15 protein-coding genes are annotated in these 17099 nt (G+C 70.1%); 6 read left to right on the top strand and 9 right to left on the bottom strand.

Annotation, left to right across the window (positions count from 1 at the left end; genetic code table 11):
- Positions 1-10: 10 nt before the first annotated feature.
- The 4 genes from ABZ348_RS12605 to ABZ348_RS12590 are packed head-to-tail and all read right to left on the bottom strand — an operon-like array spanning position 11 to position 4371.
- Positions 11-790 carry a CDP-alcohol phosphatidyltransferase family protein gene (locus tag ABZ348_RS12605; protein ID WP_358932121.1) on the bottom strand — a complete coding sequence of 260 codons (780 nt, stop codon included), beginning with the start codon at positions 788-790 and terminating at the stop codon, positions 11-13.
- A complete protein-coding gene (locus ABZ348_RS12600) occupies positions 768-1829 on the bottom strand; it encodes an iron-containing alcohol dehydrogenase family protein (RefSeq protein ID WP_358932119.1) in 1062 nt (353 codons plus the stop codon). Before ABZ348_RS12600 ends, ABZ348_RS12605 begins: the two co-directional genes overlap by 23 nt.
- Positions 1817-2554, bottom strand: a complete 738-nt coding sequence (locus ABZ348_RS12595) for a phosphocholine cytidylyltransferase family protein (protein WP_358932117.1) — start codon at positions 2552-2554, stop codon at positions 1817-1819. Before ABZ348_RS12595 ends, ABZ348_RS12600 begins: the two co-directional genes overlap by 13 nt.
- Entirely contained in the window at positions 2551-4371 is a 1821-nt protein-coding gene (locus ABZ348_RS12590; protein ID WP_358932234.1) for a DUF5941 domain-containing protein, read from the bottom strand. The genes ABZ348_RS12595 and ABZ348_RS12590 overlap by 4 nt, the downstream gene beginning before the upstream one ends.
- A 256-nt stretch (positions 4372-4627) precedes the next feature.
- Between ABZ348_RS12590 and galE the strand changes: the two genes are divergently transcribed.
- The 3 genes from galE (at position 4628) to idi (ending at position 7797) form a co-directional block, all read left to right on the top strand.
- Positions 4628-5599 (top strand): UDP-glucose 4-epimerase GalE, encoded by a 972-nt coding sequence (gene galE / locus ABZ348_RS12585; protein ID WP_358932233.1) that lies wholly within the window; start codon positions 4628-4630, stop codon positions 5597-5599.
- A 296-nt stretch (positions 5600-5895) separates the two neighbouring features.
- Positions 5896-6843 (top strand): cation diffusion facilitator family transporter, encoded by a 948-nt coding sequence (locus ABZ348_RS12580; RefSeq protein ID WP_358932115.1) that lies wholly within the window; start codon positions 5896-5898, stop codon positions 6841-6843.
- 372 nt (positions 6844-7215) lie between these two features.
- Positions 7216-7797 (top strand): isopentenyl-diphosphate Delta-isomerase, encoded by a 582-nt coding sequence (idi, locus tag ABZ348_RS12575; protein ID WP_358932113.1) that lies wholly within the window; start codon positions 7216-7218, stop codon positions 7795-7797.
- Positions 7798-7832: 35 nt separating this feature from the next.
- Here idi and ABZ348_RS12570 read toward each other — a convergent pair whose 3' ends face one another.
- A complete protein-coding gene (locus ABZ348_RS12570) occupies positions 7833-8285 on the bottom strand; it encodes an ATP-binding protein (protein ID WP_358932231.1) in 453 nt (150 codons plus the stop codon).
- A gap of 135 nt (positions 8286-8420) precedes the next feature.
- A complete protein-coding gene (locus tag ABZ348_RS12565) occupies positions 8421-9131 on the bottom strand; it encodes a DUF308 domain-containing protein (protein WP_358932111.1) in 711 nt (236 codons plus the stop codon).
- Between the two features lie 74 nt (positions 9132-9205).
- Here ABZ348_RS12565 and ABZ348_RS12560 point away from each other — a divergent pair, with 74 nt between their 5' ends.
- The 3 genes from ABZ348_RS12560 (at position 9206) to ABZ348_RS12550 (ending at position 12796) form a co-directional block, all read left to right on the top strand.
- Positions 9206-10018: an enoyl-CoA hydratase/isomerase family protein gene (locus ABZ348_RS12560; protein WP_358932109.1), complete on the top strand. Its 813-nt coding sequence runs from the start codon at positions 9206-9208 to the stop codon at positions 10016-10018.
- 138 nt (positions 10019-10156) lie between these two features.
- Positions 10157-10291, top strand: a complete 135-nt coding sequence (locus ABZ348_RS12555; protein ID WP_358932107.1) for an LPFR motif small protein — start codon at positions 10157-10159, stop codon at positions 10289-10291.
- A gap of 87 nt (positions 10292-10378) precedes the next feature.
- Positions 10379-12796 carry a Tex family protein gene (locus ABZ348_RS12550; RefSeq protein WP_358932105.1) on the top strand — a complete coding sequence of 806 codons (2418 nt, stop codon included), beginning with the start codon at positions 10379-10381 and terminating at the stop codon, positions 12794-12796.
- Positions 12797-12835: 39 nt separating this feature from the next.
- On the opposite strand, the gene ABZ348_RS12545 is transcribed toward ABZ348_RS12550, so the two are convergent.
- The 3 genes from ABZ348_RS12545 to ABZ348_RS12535 all read right to left on the bottom strand — a co-directional run bounded on the left by ABZ348_RS12545 (position 12836) and on the right by ABZ348_RS12535 (position 16991).
- Complete coding sequence (locus ABZ348_RS12545) at positions 12836-14482, bottom strand: ABC-F family ATP-binding cassette domain-containing protein (protein ID WP_358932103.1); 1647 nt, start codon at positions 14480-14482, stop codon at positions 12836-12838.
- 128 nt (positions 14483-14610) lie between these two features.
- On the bottom strand, positions 14611-15657 hold the full coding sequence (locus ABZ348_RS12540) for an oxidoreductase (protein ID WP_358932101.1): 1047 nt from the start codon (positions 15655-15657) through the stop codon (positions 14611-14613).
- Positions 15658-15965: 308 nt separating this feature from the next.
- Entirely contained in the window at positions 15966-16991 is a 1026-nt protein-coding gene (locus tag ABZ348_RS12535; protein WP_358932099.1) for a LacI family DNA-binding transcriptional regulator, read from the bottom strand.
- Between the last annotated feature and the right edge of the window lie 108 nt (positions 16992-17099).

Raw genomic sequence — 17099 nt, 5'->3', positions numbered from 1 at the left:
AGGGAGGCGGTCACTTGAGCCTGCTGGAGGCGAGGATCGAGACCAGGTGCAACAGCGTCTGGACGACGGCGATGCCGGCCAGGATCGCGATGCCGAGACGGGTGAAGAACAGGTCGCCCTGGACCACGTCGAGGATCGCGCACACCAGGATGAAGAGGCTCGCCTCGATGCCGCCGACGAGCCGGTGGAACTTCAGCGCCGCTGCGGCCCGACGGGCAAGGGCGAGGCCCGAGGAACGCGGGACCGAAGCCTCGTCCTTCACCGCGGACAGTCCGCTGCGCTGCCGGGCGACGTCGACCAGGTCCGTCTCGGCCTTGATCAGGATGGCGCCCAGTGCCGCGACCGTGCCGAGGAAGGCCCAGAGCCACTCGGGCCGCCCGTCGCCGAAGACGTCGGCGCCGCGCACGCCGAAGCCGACCAGCAGGGCCGCCTCACAGATGTAGTGGCCGATGCGGTCGAGGTAGACCCCGGTCACGGAGGTCTGGCCACGCCAGCGGGCGACCTCCCCGTCGACGCAGTCGAGGAGCAGGTAGATCTGGAAGAGCACCACGGCGAGGATCGCACCGGTGAGTCCGGGCACCAGCAGCGCCGCGCCTCCGATCACGCCGACCACGACCATGAGGTAGGTCAGCTGGTTGGGAGTGATCCGGGTGTTCACCAAGTAGGGGTCGATGTGCAGCGAGATCTCTCGCATGTAGAGGCGTCCGGCCCAGTGTTCGCCGCTTCTCCGGTCCTTCACTCCCTCCGGGTGAACGACCGGGCGGAGTTCAGCTACGGATGGTCTTGGCATAGTCGGCGTACGCGTCCCTGATCTGGTCGGGGGTGAGGTCAAGGTGCTCAAGGATGGTGAAGCGCCCGGGGCGGGTCTGGGGGGCGTACTTCACGGCCTCGACGAATTCGTCCACGGTGAAGCCGATTTCGGTGGGGAGTACCGGCAGTTCGTGCCTGCGCAGGACTTCCGCGATGAGTCCGGCGGACTCGGTGGCTCCGCGCAGGTGCATGGCGAAGGCGGCTCCGAGACCGACCTGTTCGCCGTGGCTCGCGGCCCGTTGGGGGTGGAGCAGGTCGAAGGCGTGGCTGATCTCGTGACAGGCACCGGACGAGGGCCGGGTATCCCCGCTGATCGACATCGCGATCCCGGTGAGGACGAGGGCCTCGGCGAGGACGGTCAGAAAGGTGTCGTCACCGACGCCGCCGGGGTGCCGCAGCACCGCTTCGCCGGCGGTACGGGCCATCGCGGCGGCCAGTCCGTCGACCGGTTCGCCGTTGATCTCGTGGGACAACTCCCAGTCGGCGATGGCGGAGAGGTTGGAGACGGTGTCGCCGATGCCGGAGCGGATGAACCGGGGTGGTGCCTCACGGACCACGTCGAGGTCGATGACCATGGCGATCGGCGTGGGGACGCCGTAGGAACCCCGACCGTTGTCGTTGTCGAGGGTGGCGACGGGCGAGCAGATGCCGTCGTGGGCGAGATTGGTGGCGACGGACACCATGGGCAGCCCGACGCGGGCCGCCGCGTACTTGGTGACGTCGATGATCTTGCCGCCGCCCAGGGCGACCACGGCGTCGTACCGCTGTCCCTTAATGGCGTCGGCCAGCTTCACCGCGGAGTCGATGGTGCCGTCGGCGACCTCGTACCAATCCGCACCCGGCAGCACCGGCGAGAGCCTCTCGCGCAGGGTGCGCCCGGAGCCGCCGCTGATCGCCACCGCCAGCTTGCCGGACGACGAGATGCGCTGGTCGGCGAGGAGGCCGGCCAGATCGTCGAGGGCTCCCCTGCTGATGTCGACGACGACCGGCGACGGGATGAGCCGGGTCAGTACTGGCACGCGATCTCACGGCCCTTCGCGAGGTCGTCGTGGTTGTCGATCTCCACCCAGCTCACATCGCCGATGGGGGCCACGTCCACGCCGAAGCCGCGGTCGGCGAGTTCCTGGTAGCCGTCCTCGTAGTAGAGGTCGGGGTCGCGCTCGAAGGTGACCTTGAGGGCGTCCGCGAGGTCGACGGCGGCCTCGGGCTCGATCAGGGTGACGCCGATGTACTCGCCCGTCGCGGTCTGCGGGTCCATCAGCTTGGTGATGCTCCGCACCTGGTCGGCGTCGCCCGTGATGACCTTCATCTCCTCGTCGGCGAGCTGCTTCACCGTGTCCAGGGCGAGGATGATCTTCCGGCCCTCGCCGCGGGCGGCCAGCAGGGTACGTTCGACGGAGACCGGGTGGACCGTGTCCCCGTTGGCGAGGATGACTCCGCGCTTGAGGACCTCTCGGGCGCACCACAGGGAGTAGGCGTTGTTCCACTCCTCGGCCTTGTCGTTCTCGACGAGGGTGAGCTTGAGGCCGTAGGCGGCCTCCAGGGCGGCCTGGCGCTCGTAGACGGCTTCCTTGCGGTAGCCGACGACGATCGCCGCTTCGGTGAGCCCGATCTCGGCGAAGTTGCTCAGGGTGAGGTCGAGGACGGTCTTCTCACCGGCCACGGGCACGAGGGCCTTCGGAAGCGTGTCGGTGTAGGGGCGCAGTCGCCGTCCGGCACCGGCGGCCAGTACGAGGCCGATCATGCGGTTTCTCCTTCGTCATGTACGGCGGGTGCGGAGGACGACACCCAGAAGCGGATGCTCTCCACCAGCACCACGAGGGCGATGACCGCGGCGAGGGTCGTCAGCGCGATGGTGAATCCGGTGCCGTCGACCAGGGCGGCCAGCAGCGCGACGGCCGCGATCCGGCCCTCGTGCCCGCCGATCGCCCGCACCAGCCAGTGCGGGGGCGCGCCAGTGCCCCCCCGGATGCGATACACCGTGTCGTAGTGATGGTAGGCGACTGCTGCGACCAGCCCGAAGGCCGCGGGCAGCGCCCCGGTGGCGCCATCGGCCTCGGCACGGGCCGCCAGGGCCAGCAGCGTGCCGTATTCGGCGGCGCGGAAGATCGGGGGGACCAACCAGTCGAGCGCTCCCTTGAGGGGGCGGGCGACCGCGAGGCCCGAGGTGATCACGTAGAGCACGGCGGCGATCACCGGCCAGGGCGAACCGTAGTCGCTCAGGGCGGCGGCGGTGACGAGCCCGGCGGCACCGACGAGGGCGATGACGGGCGCGGCGAGCGCGGGCAGCCCGCGCACCGGCCCGTGCGCGGCCCGGGCGACGGCTTCGGCCAGCGGGCCGCAGTCGGCGAGGTCGTGCAGGGCGCCGGCGGCACGATCGGTCCGCTCGGCCTTGCGGGTCAGCGAGCGCAGCAGACGTCCCGCAGTGGTGTAGCAGGCGGCGAAGGTGCACCCGACGAGGAGGGCGTAGAAGACGATCCGGGGGGTGGCGACGGCGGTCAGCACCGCGATCATGGCCCAGCGCTCGCCGATGGGGAGCACGATCATGCGCCGGACCCAGACGGTCCAGCCGACGCTGTCGAGTCGGTCGGAGAGGGCTGCGGTGGGGCTGGTGTTGGAGACGGCGTCGTGGTTGGCCTCGTTGAAGGAGAAGTCCACGACGTGGCGACAGGTCTGGAGCACCATGGCGGCGAGGGCCAGCCCCCACACGTCATCGCCGCCCCTGGCCGCGCCGAGTGCGAGACCCGCGTAGTAGGCGTACTCCTTGGCCCGGTCGAAGGTGGCGTCGAGCCAGGCGCCCATCGTCGAGTACTGGAGGGAGTAGCGGGCGAGTTGTCCGTCGGTGCAGTCCAGGACGAACGAGAACAGCAGCAGGGCGCCGGCGGCCACGTATCCGCCGCGGGTGCCGGTGGCGGCGGCTGCCGCCGCGATCAGGGCCGTGATCAGTGACGCGGTGGTGACCTGGTTGGGGGTGAACCCCCGTCGGGCGCACCAACGGGCGAGGTAGCGGGAGTAAGGGCTGATCGCGAAGGTGGTGAAGAAGCCGTCGCGGGCCTTGACCGCGGAACGCAGCCGTACGGCCTCTTCGTCCACGGCGGCGACGGCCTGGCGCGCCTCGTTGCGGGTCTGGGGGTCGTCGGGCACGGTCGCCACGAGGGAGCCGAGTTCGGGACGGTGGACGGCCGTGCCGTCGGCGGTCAGGTCCTCGGCGACCAGGTCGGGCAGCGCCTGGTCCACGCGTACCGCACGGTCGGCGCCGCGGGACTCCACGGCGGTCAGGGCGCCCTGGAGGGCGGAGCGCGCCGCGGGCTGTGCGGTGAGCGCCCCGGATACGGCGGCCAGCGGAAACCTGGGGTCCGTCAGGGCCAGACGCAGGGAGTGGACATGACCGACGAACCGCGCGTCCACGAGGGCGACCCGCTCGGCGGCGGGCACGGCGGCCAGGATCTCGGCGGTGCGCTCGGCCTCCGGTGAGATCCGTACGTCGAAGCCCAGGGACCGCAGATCGCCATCGAGGGACGATCCGGGCACGGGCGGACCGGTGAGGATGGCGGTCGGCAGACGAACTCACTCCTTGGAACCGAGGGTGGTGGTGCGCGGCGGCCCGTCCCTGCACTGAAGGACGGCGGCACGTCGGCGGAGACTGCGGCAGAGGCTATCGGATGCACTCAGGCGGGAGTTCACTGGCCATTTGCGCCCCGGTCGGCCTCCGACCGGCATAGCGGGCACCCGTGGAGGGAAACCCGCACGGAGATCATCATTATCGATCAGTGCCTCGGCCCACAAACCGCCCCCTCACCGCTCTAGGGTGGCGGTCATGAGTTGGCTGATTACAGGTGGAGCGGGGTATATCGGCGCGCATGTGGCGCGGGCGATGCTGGGGGCGGGTGAGAAGGTCGTGATCTTGGACGATTTGTCGTCTGGGATCGTTGAGCGTCTCCCCCAAGAGATTCCGCTTGTGCGCGGTTCGGTGCTGGACCGGCAAGTGGTGGATCACACCATCGCGACTCACGATGTCACGGGGGTTGTACATCTAGCGGCAAAGAAGCAGGTTGGTCAGTCTGTGGAGCAGCCGCTCCACTACTACCAGGAGAATGTTCACGGTCTGACCGTGTTGTTGGAAGCTGTCGTCAAGGGCGGCGTAGAGAGATTCCTCTTCTCATCGTCGGCGGCGGTGTACGGCGTCCCCGAGCTGGACTTGATCCCGGAGTCGGCACCGTGCGTGCCGATCAATCCTTACGGCGAGACCAAACTGGCCGGGGAATGGCTGGTGCGGGCGACGGGCCGGGCCCACGGGCTGTCGACGGCCTGTCTGCGCTACTTCAACGTGGCGGGCACCGCCACACCCGAGTTGGCCGACACCGGGGTCTTCAACATCATCCCGATGTTCTTCGACCGCATCACGCGCGGAGAGGCACCGCGGATCTTCGGCGACGACTATCCGACGCCGGACGGCACCTGCATCCGCGACTACATCCACGTGGCCGATCTTGCGAACGCCCACCTCACCGTGGCGCGCAGGCTGGCCGGGGGCGAGGCGCGCGGTGACCTCACCGTCAACATCGGCCGGGGGGTCGGCGTCTCCGTGCGGGAGCTCGCCGATCTGGTGGCCGAGGTCACCGGATACACCGGGGAGCCCGTGGTCGAGCCGCGGCGGCCGGGTGACGCGGCGAAGGCGGTGGCCTCGGTCGGTCTGATCGGCGACGAGCTGGGGTGGTCGGCGTCGCACGGGGTGCGCGAGATGGTGGAGTCCGCCTGGGCAGGCTGGCGGCTGCGGCACCCGGAGTAGGACGCGTACGGGCCCTGGGACCGGGTCGGGGCACACGCCCCGACCCGGTCTTCGTTTGCGGGCGCGCACCTCGACGCCCTCACGGCAGGTGCGCGGGGGCGCTCGCGCCGGGGGGCAGCAGGGCCGTCTCACTCTTCGGACGGGCTGAAATGTCCGGCCGACTCTCTGACCTGCGGAACATTTCCGCAGGTCAGAGGATATGACAACGGTGTTCAGTGCCGTGTTGCCTATACCCCCCACCCGTAGTTCACTGTGGATTCGACAGATCATTGTTCGATGACCGGGAGGCGTCTCCTATGGGGGCTGGGCACGACCACGGACACTCGCATTCGCACTCTCACGCACCACCGACGGGCACGGCAGCCGCGGCTTACAAGGGGCGGTTGCGGATCGCGCTCGCGATCACGCTGAGCGTGATGGTGCTGGAGATCGTCGGCGGTGTGATCACCGGCTCCCTCGCCCTGGTCGCCGACGCGGCCCACATGGCGACCGACGGCGTCGGTCTCGCCATGGCCCTGATGGCCATCCATTTCGCCAATCGACCCCCCAGCCAGAACCGGACCTTCGGTCTCGCCCGGGCGGAGATACTCGCGGCCCTCGCGAACTGTCTGCTGCTGCTCGGAGTCGGCGGCTTCGTCCTCTTCGAGGCGGTGGAGCGTTTCATCACCCCCTCCGAGACCCAGGGCGGCCTGACCATCGCCTTCGCCGCGGTCGGCATGGTCGCCAACATCATCTCCCTCTCGCTGCTGATGCGCGGGCAGAAGGAGAGTCTCAATGTGCGCGGGGCGTATCTGGAGGTCCTCGCGGACACCCTCGGGTCCCTCGCCGTCCTGGTGTCCGCCACGATCATCATCACCACCGGTTGGCAGGCCGCCGACCCGATCGCTTCGCTGGTGATCGCCCTGATGATCGTGCCGCGCACCTTCAAGCTGCTCCGGGAGACGCTGAACGTCCTCCTGGAGTCCGCCCCCAAGGACGTCGACATGGCCGACGTACGGGCGCACATCACCGCACTGCCCGGCGTGGAGGACGTACACGACCTGCACGCCTGGACCATCACCTCCGGGATGCCGGTCCTGTCCGCGCACGTGGTGGTGAGCCCCGACGCCCTGGAGCAGGAGGGTCACGAGAAGATCCTGCACGACCTCCAGGAGTGCCTGGGAGACCACTTCGACGTGGAGCACTGCACGTTCCAACTGGAGCCCGTGGGCCATGCCGAGCACGAGGCGAAGGTGTGCCACTGAGGTGAACCTCCCGGGACCGTCGATGTGAGGGGCCGCCGAGTCACAGATGACTCGGCGGCCCCTCACATGAGTGCACTTCGACGCCTTGCGGAGCCCGGTGCGTGGCGGTCCCCCGCGATCGGCATACCGGTGTGAGGGCCTCGGCGGAACTGGTGTTTGATTGACCTTGGAGTGTGCCGCCGGACGGCACGGGGCACGATCCGTTTCCACGACCAGCGGAGTGCCGCCCCTGGCCCGGGTGAATGCCGGGGCCCGGGCTAGCGAAATGGACATTAAAGGACATGCCCGGACAAGCAGAGGTGCGGACAAGCCGCTTTTGTACGGCAGACTAGGCAGGCCCCTCAGGGCGAGGACCACATGCGAAGGATGGTTATGCCGACCTCACCAGCCACCGCCACGAACAGTGCACCCCCCACGATTCTGCTCGAACTGGTCGACGAGCAGGGCAACACCGTCGGCACCGCCGAGAAGCTCGCCGCCCATCAGGCACCCGGACAACTGCACCGGGCGTTCTCCGTCTTCCTCTTCGACGAGCAGGGGCGCCTGCTCATCCAGCGCCGCGCCGCGGGCAAGTACCACTCCCCCGAAGTCTGGTCGAACACCTGCTGTGGACACCCGTACCCGGGTGAGGCGCCGTTCGCCGCCGCAGCCCGGCGCACCCACGAGGAACTCGGCCTCTCGCCCTCGCTGCTCGCCGCAGCGGGCACGGTGCGCTACAACCACCCGGACCCCGCGTCCGGCCTGGTGGAGCAGGAGTACAACCACCTCTTCGTAGGGCTCGTCCAGGCCCCCGTCCTCCCCGACCCCGACGAGGTCGGCGAGACCGCGTACGTCACGGCGGACGAGTTGGCCGAGCGCGTGGAGAAGGACACCTTCTCGACCTGGTTCACGACGGTGCTGGACGCGGCGCGTCCGGCGGTCAGGGAAATGACGGGGCGCGCCTGCGGTTGGTAGCGGCAGCGCGGTAGGGACGCCCCGCCGGGCGTCCCTCAGCACCCTGTCAACGGCAGCTCCACCCACACGACCTTTCCGCCCCGCGCGGTGTGTTCGACGGCGTGACTGCCGCCCGCCTCGCGCGTGATCTCCCGCACCAGGTGCAATCCGCGGCCTCCGGTCTGCCGCCAGTCCGACTCCAGCGCCTGCGGGCGGTAGGGGTGGTCGTCCTCGACGCAGACCCGTACGCGCTGCCCGACCACCGTGACCTCGACGATCACCTCGGGCGAGAGCACGGCGGCGTGCTTGACGGCATTGGTGACGAGCTCGGAGACGATCAGGAGGAGGCCCTGGAGGAGGTCGTCCCCCAAGGGAACGCGCTGGCGGTGCAGGAGGTCCCGCACCGCCTGCCGGGACTGGGGCACCGACACCTCGACCGTCGGGGCGGTGAACCGCCAGACGCCCTCATAGGGAAGTGGATGCGCAGGGACGCTCCCACGGCTCTCCATCGTTGCGGTACCGCCCTTGGCTCGACTGTTACTGACCATCGAGTCAACAGTCTTGGCAGCGAGCCGGTCCGGTCAGTGGCACTGAACAGAAGTCAGCACCAATTGACCCGTATTGACCACACGCGTATGCCAGGGTCAACCGCGCGACTGGTCCTGGCCCCCTTCTGGCCGCTGCGGGTCGGGCCCGCCACGGCCGTCAGGCCCGGCTCCGGGTCCGCCTTCGGGTCCGCCGTCGGGAAAGGGGTCCGCCGTACCGGGGGCGGCCGACCGCCCTCCCGTGTCCGCCGGCTCGGCGACCATGCGGACGATCCGACGGCCGCCTACCCCGATCGCCAACAGGCCGAGTCCGTCGAAGAGCAGGGCCAGCGAGAAGAACAGCCCCAGTACGTACCGACTGCTCTCGGGCCAATTGCCGAGGACCAGAATGCCCAGCAGCAGTCCGAAGGCGCCCTGGAGCAGCGTCCAGCCGAACTGCGGCCCCCGTACGACCAGGGAACCCACCAGGCGGAAGAGCCCGCCCGTGAGGAACAGGAGCGCCGCGAACAATGTCAGGGCCTCCGCCGACCCCTCGGGGTGCCGGATCACCACGATTCCCGCGGCGATGTTGAGGGCCGCGACCACCACGGCCAGCCAGAAGTAGTCGCTGCCCCGTGACTCGATGGCGTGCAGCAGCCCGATCGCCCCGCCGATGAGCAGCAGCCAGCCGAACAGCAGCATGGAAGTGAGGGTCGCCGCCCAGGTGTAGACCAGGCCGACGAGTCCGGCGAGCACGAGGATCACACCGAGCCCGGCAAGCAGACTGAAGTTGCGCTTCAGTTTCTTGGGAGCCTGAGCGGTACCGGCCATCGCTTCCTCCTTGCCGAGCCCCCCGCTGCCCCTCCTTGATCGTAGATCCGCTGGTGGCGGATAGCATCCGCCCCATGGAGTCACCAGCCCAGCCGAGCACCCCACCGCGGGTGACCCACAGCGTCACGGACGGTGTGGCCACCGTTGTGATCAGCAATCCGGCCAAACGCAACGCCATGACCGCAACGATGTGGCACGAGCTGGCGGAGCTCCTCGAACCACTGGCGGGCGACCCCGCCGTCCGCGCCCTGGTGCTCACCGGGGCGGGGGCCACCTTCTGCGCCGGCGCCGACATCACCTCGCTGCGCGGGACCGGTGAGACCTCGCAGGCCCTCGCCGCCCGCGCGGAGACCGCCCTGGCGGCCTTCCCCAAGCCGACCGTCGCGGCCGTGCGCGGCCACTGCGTGGGCGGCGGCTGCCAGCTCGCGGTGGCCTGTGATCTGCGGTTCGCCGAGGAAGGGGCCCTGTTCGGGGTGACGCCGGCCAAGCTGGGCATCGTCTATCCGTCGTCCTCGACCCGTCGACTGGTGTCGTTGGTGGGCCCCTCCGCAACGAAGTACCTGCTGTTCTCCGCCGAGCTGATCGACGCGGAGCGGGCACTGGGGACCGGTCTGGTGGACGAGGTCCTCCCGACCGGGACACTGGGCGAGCGGGTCACCGCCTTCACCCGGATCCTCGCCGCTCGCTCCCAGCTCACACAGGCTGCGGCGAAGGAGTTCGCGGCCGGCCGGGTGGACCGGGACGCCTACTGGGCGGAGCAGGCACGCTCGGCCGACGAGGTGACCGAGGGCGTCGCCGCCTTCCTGGAGCGCCGCCCACCGCGGTTCGCCTGGGCGGTGCCGGAGGCGGGACCCGGGCGTCCGGCCGGGGGCCTGCGCCAGCGCTAGTTCTCGCTTCGCTGTGGTGACCGTGTGTGGCCGGACGGTTCGGCGAGCGGTTCGGGTCCCGGACGTCCGGTCGTGTTTGGACGCGCCGCCCGGGGCAAGCCGACCCCTGACCGCACACCACGCCATCAGGAGGTTCCCATGTTCCGTGCCATCGCCGATGTGCTCCGCACGCTCGGCTCAGCCGTCGCCACCGTCGTCACCCTGCCGTTCCGTCTGCTGGCCCGTCTCTTCGGCGGGGCATCGGGCCGTGGAGGTCGTACGCGACGTGCCTGAGGGGCGGGCAGCGCGACATCCGTCCCGGCGTACCGGCACAATGCACTCTCAGGCACTTGGCAGTACGGGAAGGCGAGTCGGGGAACCGTGACGACGTCCATCGAAGGCAGGATCGCCGAGGAACTCGGCGTACGGGAACGGCAGGTCAAGGCGGCCGTGGACTTGCTGGACGGCGGGTCCACCGTGCCGTTCATCGCGCGCTACCGCAAGGAAGCGACCGAGATGCTCGACGACGCGCAGTTGCGCACGCTCGAAGAGCGCCTGCGGTACCTGCGGGAGTTGGAGGACCGGCGGGCGGCGATCCTTGAGTCCGTGCGCGAGCAGGGCAAGCTGGATGCCGCCCTGGAGGCGCAGATCCGCAGCGCGGACACCAAGGCGCGCTTGGAGGACATCTATCTGCCGTTCAAGCCCAAGCGGCGCACCAAGGCACAGATCGCCCGCGAGGCGGGGTTGGAGCCGTTGGCCGAGGGGCTCCTCGCCGATCCGACGGTGGAGCCGCTCACGGCCGCCGCGGCCTTCGTGGACGTGGACAAGGGCGTCGCCGACCCGGCCGCCGCGCTGGAGGGCGCCCGGGCCGTCCTGACCGAGAAGTTCTCGGAGGACGCCGACCTCATCGGCGAGCTGAGGGAACGCATGTGGACGCGGGGCAGGGTGGCCGCGAAGGTGCGTGAGGGCAAGGAGGAGCCCGGAGCGAAGTTCGCCGACTACTTCGACTTCGCGGAACCCTTCACCGAACTGCCGTCGCACCGGGTGCTGGCCATGTTGCGGGGCGAGAAGGAAGACGTCCTCGACCTCACGTTGGAGCCGGACGCGCCGTCCGACGAGCCGGGTCCCTCCGCCTACGAGAACGCGATCGCGCGCCGCTTCGGCGTCGCCGACCGCGGTCGCCCCGGCGACAAGTGGCTCGCGGACACCGTGCGATGGGCCTGGCGGACCCGGGTGCTGGTGCACCTCGGTATCGATCTGCGGCTGCGGCTGCGGACCGCGGCCGAGGACGAGGCGGTGCGGGTGTTCGCCGCGAACCTGCGCGATCTCCTGCTCGCCGCACCGGCCGGCACCCGGGCGACGCTGGGGCTCGACCCCGGCTTCCGTACGGGCGTGAAGGTGGCCGTCGTGGATGCGACGGGCAAGGTGGTCGCCACGGACACGATCCATCCGCACGTGCCCGCCAACAAATGGGACCAGTCGCTGGCCCGGCTGGCGCAGCTCGCCCGGGAGCACGCGGTCGACCTCGTTGCCATCGGCAACGGCACGGCATCCCGCGAGACGGACAAGCTCGCGGGCGAACTCATCGCCCGGCACCCCGAGTTGAACCTGACGAAGGTGATGGTCTCGGAGGCGGGGGCATCGGTCTACTCCGCATCCGCTTTCGCCTCGCAGGAGTTGCCGAGCCTCGATGTGTCGCTGCGCGGGGCCGTCTCGATCGCGCGCCGGTTGCAGGACCCGTTGGCCGAGTTGGTGAAGATCGACCCGAAGTCGATCGGTGTCGGCCAGTACCAGCACGACCTGTCCGAGGTGAAGCTCTCGCGCTCCTTGGACACGGTGGTCGAGGACTGTGTGAACGGGGTCGGCGTGGACGTCAACACCGCTTCCGCACCCCTGCTCTCACGGGTCTCGGGCATCGGCGCCGGTCTCGCCGAGAACATCGTGGCGCACCGGGACGCCAACGGCCCCTTCCGCTCGCGGAAGGCGCTCAAGGATGTGGCACGGCTCGGACCGAAGGCGTACGAGCAGTGCGCCGGGTTCCTGCGGATCCGGGACGGCGATGACCCGCTGGACGGCTCCAGCGTCCACCCGGAGGCATATCCGGTGGTGCGCCGCATGGTGAAATCGACCGGTGGCGCGGTCGCGTCGCTGATCGGCAACACGGGTGCGCTGCGGTCGCTCCGGCCCGACGACTTCGTCGACGAGACGTTCGGGTTGCCGACGGTGACGGACATCCTGCGGGAGTTGGAGAAGCCGGGTCGGGACCCGAGGCCCGCGTTCCGCACGGCCTCCTTCAAGGAGGGCGTGGAGAAGATCGGCGATCTGACGCCCGGGATGGTGCTCGAAGGCGTGGTCACCAATGTGGCGGCGTTCGGCGCGTTCGTGGACATCGGGGTGCACCAGGACGGGCTGGTCCATGTGTCGGCGATGTCGCGGACCTTCGTCAAGGATCCGCGGGACGTGGCCAAGCCGGGTGATGTCGTCAAGGTGAAGGTCATCGACGTGGACATTCCGCGCAAGCGGATCGCTCTGACGTTGCGGCTCGACGACGAGGCCGCACCGAAGAACGGGGAGGGCGGCGGGCGCGCTCCTCGGAGCCGCGGCGCCAGCGGAGAACGCAACGACCGCAGCGAACGCAACGGAAACGCCGGCCGCAACGACCGCGGTGGTAGGGGCCAGCAGCGCCGTCAGCAGCAGGGCGGGCGCGGTGGCGAGCGCCAGGTGCCGGCACCGACGAACAGTGCGATGGCCGATGCGCTGCGCAAGGCCGGGCTGACCGGGCCGGATCGGCGCCGCTGATCCCTCGGGCCGTGGGGACCGGTCGCCCGGTCCCCACGGTCAGCTCTCGGTGATCTTCCCGTCGGCCACTTCGATGCGTCGGGTGGTGCGGACCGCGGTCAGCATTCGACGGTCGTGGGTCACCAGCAGCAGCGTTCCCTCGTAACGGTCGAGCGCCGCTTCCAACTGCTCGATGGCGGGCAGGTCGAGATGGTTGGTCGGCTCGTCGAGGACGAGGAGGTTGACCCCGCGGCACTGGAGCAGGGCAAGTGCGGCCCGGGTGCGTTCGCCCGGTGAGAGGGTGGTCGCGGGTCGCAGCACATGGTCCGCGGTGAGGCCGAACTTGGCGAGCAGGGTGCGCACATCCGCGGGTGAGGTGTCCGGGACGGCGGCGCAGAAGGCGTCGAGCAGGGTTTCGGGACCGTGGAAGAGCGCCCTGGCCTGGTCGACCTCTCCGACGACGACACCGGGGCCGAGTGCGGCACTGCCCGCGTCCAGCGGCAGCCGTCCGAGGAGGGCCGCGAGAAGGGTGGACTTGCCCGAGCCGTTGGCTCCGGTGATGACCACCCGGTCCGCCCAGTCGATCTGGAGCGTGAGCGGTCCGCAGTGGAAGTCGCCGCGGCGGACCTCCGCCTGTTGCAGGGTGGCCACGACCGATCCCGAACGGGGTGCGGCGGCGATCTCCATCCGCAGTTCCCACTCCTTACGGGGTTCCGCCACCACATCGAGTCGTTCGATCATGCGTTGTGTCTGGCGGGCCTTGGCGGCCTGCTTCTCGCTGGCCTCGCTGCGGAACTTCCGTCCGAGCTTGTCGTTGTCGCCGGCCTTGCGCCGGGCGTTCTTGACGCCCTTGTCCATCCAGGACCGCTGCATCCGGGCGCGCCCTTCGAGTGCCGCCTTCTTGTCGGCGTACTCGTCGAACTCCTCGCGGGCGTGCCGCCGGGCGGATTCCCGTTCCTCCAGGTAGGAGTCGTAGCCGCCGCCGTACAGGGTGATGTGGCGTTGGGCGAGGTCGAGTTCCAGGACCTTGGTGACGGTACGGGTGAGGAACTCGCGGTCGTGGCTGACCACGACCGTGCCCGCGCGCAGTCCGCGGACGAAGCCCTCCAGCCGTTCCAGGCCCTCCAGGTCGAGGTCGTTGGTGGGCTCGTCGAGGAGGAAGACGTCGTAGCGGGAGAGCAGCAGGGAGGCGAGTTGCGCCCGGGCCGCCTGGCCGCCGGAGAGTGCGGTCATCGGGAGGTCGAGGACACACCGGCCGGTGGAGAGCCCGAGGGAGGCGGCGATCTCTTCGGCTCGTTCGTCGAGGTCGGCACCGCCGAGTGCGAGCCAGCGCTCCAGGCTGGTGGAGTAGGCGTCGTCGGCGCCCGGTGATCCCTCGGCGAGGGCATCGGCCGCCCGGTCCATCTCCTCCTGGGCGGCGGCGACGCCGGTGCGGCGGGCGAGGAATGCGCGCACCGACTCCCCCGGTCTGCGTTCCGGCTCCTGTGGGAGATGGCCGACCGTGGCGGTCGGCGGGGAGAGCCGTAGCTCTCCGTGTTCGGGCTGGTCCAGGCCGGCGAGCAGACGCAGCAGGGTGGACTTGCCCGCACCGTTGACACCGACCAGCCCGATCACATCGCCGGGTGCGACGACGAGATCGAGGGAGGAGAACAGGGAGCGGGCGCCGTGGCCTGCGGCGAGGTCCTTGGCGACGAGGGTGGCAGTCATCAGACGCCGATTCTAAGGCTCGCACTCCTGTGGGTGCCCGGCACCGGTGCCGGGCGCCCCCCGGGCCGGTCGTGTGATGCCGGGCACCGGCGAGCGCAGCATCAGCGGCATCTGTGACATCCGTGACATCAAGGGGATGTAGGGGCGACCAGGACGGAGTCGACCGATCGGACCACGAGATAGGACGAGCCCTTGACCGCACGCGGTGGCAGCGGAACGCGGTGCTCCCCCACATCGAGCGTCCCGGTGAAGACCTCCTGCTCATGGGTGCGGTACAGCCGGTCGAGCCGGTACGCCATCACCAGCACCTCGCAGGGGGAGGTCACGGTCAGCAGGGCTTCGCCGTCGCCCACGGTCAGCTCCGTGAGTCGCGGTGCCTCCCACGGCCCACGGGGGAAGGCGCCCTCGATCTGGGCCACCAGGACGGGGATGACGGGCGCGAGCCCGTCGACGAAGGTGACGTCCGCTCCGGCCGCGGTGAACGCCGCCCGTACACCGGCGCGCTCCTCTGCGCCGACCGCACGGCCGAAGGCGACCACGCCGTAGGTGCGCAGTTCCTCGGCGGGCACGCGGGCGGCGTCGCGGGAGATGTCGGCGCCGACCCCGATCGTGCGCAGCGCTGCGGCGAGTTTACGCAGGACGGAGGCGCGGGCGCCGATCAACAGCACGCGTCTGCGCGGGGGCTGGGCGGGCGGCACGGTCGCGTCCGCTGCCGTGGCGGCGATCAGACGCTCCAACTCGGCCCGATAGGTGGCGCCGTGGAAGCGGAACGGCCCGAGCCCCTCGTAGCCCTCGCGCTCCAGGTCCGCGTGCTCTGACGTCTGCCAGGCGAAGTCCCGCCAGACGACGTCGTCACCGTCGCGCTCGATGACGGCCGTCACCGCGCCGCAGCCGAGGTCGGCGCACTCGGGGCAGGCGTAGATCACGCAACGGCCGCCCTCCAGCGGTGCGGGTGCGTCGAGGAGCAGGGTGCGCACCTCCGCGGTGAAGATCGCCGGGGGTACGTCGGAGGCCAGCGGGGAGACCGCGTCGAGGTCGCTGAGCTGGAGCAGCAGTGGTTGGCCGCCGACGATGAAGTCCATGAAGTCCCGATGCGTCTTGAAGACGCCGCTTGCGAGAACTCCCCCGGCCCGCATCGCCGGTGCCAACCCGAAGGTGGTGTACTCGGCAGACATGCACTGAGTATCCCCTCGGCGCCGCGGTTCACCGCTTCTCGGAACACATTCGCTACGGTCCCTTCATGATCGGTGGTGCGGTGGCGATGGGTGCCGGGTCAGCGGTCCGGTAACCGCCGCGCTCCTGGCTGGGCCGGAACGCCGTCCGGGGCGGGTCCTTCGTGCCCCCGGGGTGGACTGCCGCCAGGACGGACCGCCGTCCGGACACACGGAGGGGGTGTGGGAACGGCCGCCGCTGGTTGACATGCCGACCCGTCTCGCCGGGTTGCGGCGGCGATGGGGGTCGGCGGGCACAGCGGTGACGGGGGTCAGTGTCGGCTGGTGCTGGCCCGTACGCGCAGTTGGCTCGGCACCACCGATGGGCGGACGACCTGCTGGCCGCCCAGCCGTTTGAGCAGCATGTCGACGGCCGCGCCCGCCTGATCGGCGGGCCTGAGGTCGATGGCGGTGATGGGCGGGTCGGCCTGCTGGGCGAAGCGGTTGTCGATGCCGATGGCCAGCATCACGTCCTCGGGAATGCGCACGCCCCGCTCACGGCAGGCGCGGGTCACGCCCTCGCTGTACTGCTCGGCGGAGGCGATCAGCGCGTCCGGTGGCTCGTCGGCGTCGAGCAGGGCGCAGGCGGCGCGGTAGGAGTCCGCCTCCAGTCGGTCGACGGAGACATGGGCGACCAGGGGTTGCAGTGCCCGTTCGGCGCACCAGGACTCGTAGGCGTGTTCTCCTTCCAATGTCCACGCCCAGGAGGAGCGTGCCGACAGCAGGGCGATCCTGCGTGCGCCGCCCTGGTGCAGGTGGTCGAGCAGATCGCGCATGTTCTGCTCGTTGTCGCCGGAGACGTAGAAGGGGCGGTCCGGGCGCTCCGGGTCGCGTTCGATGGAGACGACCGGGATGCCCATGCCCTCCAACATGTCGATGCGCGGGTCGCTCGCCGCCGGGTCGCAGAGCACCACGCCGTCCGGGCCGATGAGCCGCCACTCGTCCTCGGTGCTGATGCGGGGCGTCAGCATCAGGGCGTACCCCTCGCTGAAGGCGGCGCGCGCCGAACCGGACGCGATCGTCATGTAGTAGTCGAGGCCGATCATGTCGTACTCGTTGCCGCTGACGTCGCGGTGCGGGAGGACGAGGGCGATGGTGCCGGTACGGCCGTGCCGGAACGCCTGCGCCACCCGGCTGGGGCGGTAGCCGAGCGAGTGGGCGGTCTGTTTGATCCGCTCACGGGTCGCCTCGCGGAGCTTGCCCTTGCCGTTGAGCGCGTCGGATACGGTCGTCACCGACACCCCGGCCGCCGCGGCGACATCACGGATCGTCACCCTGCCGACCGCGGGCTTGGTCACCTTCACCACGGAACCACCAGATTCACTCGAAGCCCTGCTGGAGGCGAGGGCGAATCGCTCGGAGCCGACGCGGACGTCGTGGGGCGCGAGGAGCCGCGCATGTATGCA

The organism is Streptomyces sp. NPDC005963, from assembly GCF_040638655.1.
Classification (GTDB): Bacteria; Actinomycetota; Actinomycetes; order Streptomycetales; family Streptomycetaceae; genus Streptomyces.
The sequence above is the reverse complement of the archived record's forward strand: the minus strand, read 5'-3'. Positions and strand labels throughout refer to the sequence as shown.